3 protein-coding genes are annotated in these 2386 nt (G+C 68.1%); all 3 read right to left on the bottom strand.

What is annotated here, in order from left to right; all coding sequences use genetic code 11:
* Nucleotides 1-190 precede the first annotated feature (190 nt).
* Nucleotides 191-832 carry a TIGR04282 family arsenosugar biosynthesis glycosyltransferase gene (locus tag EPN80_RS15970; protein WP_293029401.1) on the bottom strand — a complete coding sequence of 214 codons (642 nt, stop codon included), beginning with the start codon at nt 830-832 and terminating at the stop codon, nt 191-193.
* A complete protein-coding gene (locus tag EPN80_RS15965) occupies nt 816-1565 on the bottom strand; it encodes a TIGR04283 family arsenosugar biosynthesis glycosyltransferase (protein ID WP_293029398.1) in 750 nt (249 codons plus the stop codon). Before EPN80_RS15965 ends, EPN80_RS15970 begins: the two co-directional genes overlap by 17 nt.
* A partial coding sequence (locus EPN80_RS15960) for an S-methyl-5'-thioadenosine phosphorylase (protein ID WP_293029395.1) occupies nt 1558-2386 on the bottom strand: 829 nt, incomplete at its 5' end. The genes EPN80_RS15960 and EPN80_RS15965, both read right to left, overlap by 8 nt.

Below are 2386 nucleotides of genomic sequence, written 5' to 3'. Positions count from 1 at the left end.
GATCCACATTTACCCGACCATGGCTGAGGCCAATAAATACGCCGCCGGTGTCTGGAAGCGCGCGCACGCGCCGCAGCGCGTGCTGGCATGGCTGGCGCGCTTTCATGCATGGCGTCGCGGTGTGCGCGAGTGACCCGGGGCGGCACTGGATGGCCCCGTATTGTGCATTTTGAATCGCTGCGGAACGCCTTTATCGCAGCGTCCCGCGCAAACGGGCGAGATCTTCCGGACGATCGACATCCCAAAGCGGCGGCAGTTCTGCCCATCGAATGCGCTTAGCCGAAAGGCGCTCACGGGTGAACCGCATTACGTCTTCGGTGCTCCACGGGATATCGTCGAACGCGGCGCGCAATAGCACGTCGAGGTGCGTGCAGGCTGGCGCGTGAACGCCGACCAGGACATAGCCGCCGTCCTCGGCCGGAATGAATACGGCCGGCGTGTCGCAGTCGAGTCGTGCGGCCGCCTCTCGCAGATGCGCAGCCGTCAGCGCCGGGCAATCCGAGCCGATCAATAAGACGCGCCGATGCGCGCCGAGCGAAGCCCGCAGCGCCAAGGCCATGCGCCCGCCAAGATCGGCGCCAGTCTGTCGATGGGCAGGCAGGGCGAAGTCGTCGGTACAGGCGCGCAGGGCCGCGTCGGCAGGGTTGCCGGCAACCCACAGCGAAGCGGAGGCGTCGGCGCTCGCCACCATGTGCAGCGTGCGGACCAGCAGGTACTCGTGCAGCGCGGCCGCGCCATGGGCGCCCAGCGCGGGCACCAGGCGCGTTTTCACCAGGCCCGGCGTCGGCGGCTTGGTGAACACCGCAATGTGGCTGTCAGCGGGGAAGGCCATCGGATCGGCGCTCCTGTTGCAATGCCGCGCTGTTCGCTGGCAGGCTGCCGTACCAGCGCGCGAGCGTGGCGGGTGCGACGCCGCATACATAGGCCAAACGCAGCCCCCACATCAGCGCAATGGTGCGCCATACGCCGCGCGCCTCCCAGCGCCGCCCCGAGGTCACGACCGCTGCGCCGATGCATGCCGGCGGCGAGAGGCGCCTCAGGCGTTTGCTCAGCGCGATGTCTTCCATCAGGGCAATTGCCGGAAAACCCGCGACTTGCGCGAACGCGCGGCGCGCGACGAAGATGGCCTGATCGCCGGTGGCCACGCCGCTGATTCGGGAGCGTAGATTCATCAAGGTCGCGACCACGCGCAGCAGCCGATGGCGGCTCTCGATGCGCACGTCGAAGCGTCCCCAGACGTGGGTCCGGTCCTGCAGCGCGTCGGTCATGCGGTGGTGCGCGTCGGCTGGCAAATACGTATCGGCATGCAGAAACAGCAGCACGTCGCCGTGCGCGAGCGCGGCGCCGGCGTTCATCTGCGCGGCACGGCCGCGCGGCGCCGTCAGCAGCCGGTCGGCATGAGGCTTGGCCAGCTCGCGCGTGGCGTCGTGGCTGCCGCCATCGACCACGATGACTTCCGCGCCCAGCGCGCGCAGCGGTGCGAGTCTGCGCAGCGCGGCGGCGATCCCGGCCGCCTCGTTGAGCACCGGTACCACGATCGACAAGGAAAGTGGCGCGTCACTCATATTTGGCGAGCAGCGCGGCCAGTCGCGCCTTGGCCTGCGGCGGCGCGTCGGTCAGGGGGGTGACCAGCGCGGTGCGCAAGGCATCGTGCGCGGCCGATGCCGGCGGCGCGGCGGCCAGCAGTTCGATGGTGCGCCGGATGACCCGCTGGGCGTTGGACGCGTTGCGGCCCAGGTTGGCGATGGCTGTCTCGACCGTCACGCTTTCATGCGTGGGGTGCCAGCAGTCATAGTCGGTCACCAGCGCCAGCGTTGCGTAGGCGATCTCGGCTTCTCGCGCAAGCTTCGCTTCGGGCAGATTGGTCATGCCGACGACCGCTGCCTGCCAGCTCCGGTAGAGCTGCGATTCTGCGAAAGTGGAGAACGCTGGCCCGTCGATGCAAACGTAGGTGCCGCCCCGGTGCAGCCGCACCTCCGGCGCGGCCTGCCCAGCCGCCTCGGCGATGAGGTCGGCCAGCGCCGCGCAAACCGGCTTGGCGAACGCGACATGCGCGACGATGCCTTGTCCGAAAAAGGTCTGATCGCGCCGGCGCGTGCGATCGATGAATTGGTCAGGAAGCACGATGTCGAGCGGGCGCAGCGTCTGCTGCAATGAGCCGACCGCCGATACCGAGATCAAATAGCGCACGCCGAGCTGCTTGAAAGCGTAAATGTTTGCGCGGTAAGGTACTTCGTCGGGCAGCAGCGAGTGATGGCGGCCGTGACGCGCCAGGAATGCCACGCGCGCGCTACCGAGCCGGCCTGTGACGAGCGCGTCCGAGGGGGCCCCGAATGGCGTGTCGAGCGTGATTTCTTCCATATCCTGAAGCTCGCTCATGCGATAC

It is taken from the genome of Pandoraea sp., assembly GCF_004297875.1.
Taxonomy (GTDB): domain Bacteria; phylum Pseudomonadota; class Gammaproteobacteria; order Burkholderiales; family Burkholderiaceae; genus Pandoraea.
This window is presented reverse-complemented; position numbering and strand designations above follow the sequence as displayed.

Bases quoted from the DNA above. Each gene is read 5' to 3' on its own strand.
- EPN80_RS15965 (WP_293029398.1), bottom strand. From the start codon at position 1,565: ATGAGTGACGCGCCACTTTCCTTGTCGATCGTGGTACCGGTGCTCAAC.
- EPN80_RS15970 (WP_293029401.1), bottom strand. From the start codon at position 832: ATGGCCTTCCCCGCTGACAGCCACATTGCGGTGTTCACCAAGCCGCCG.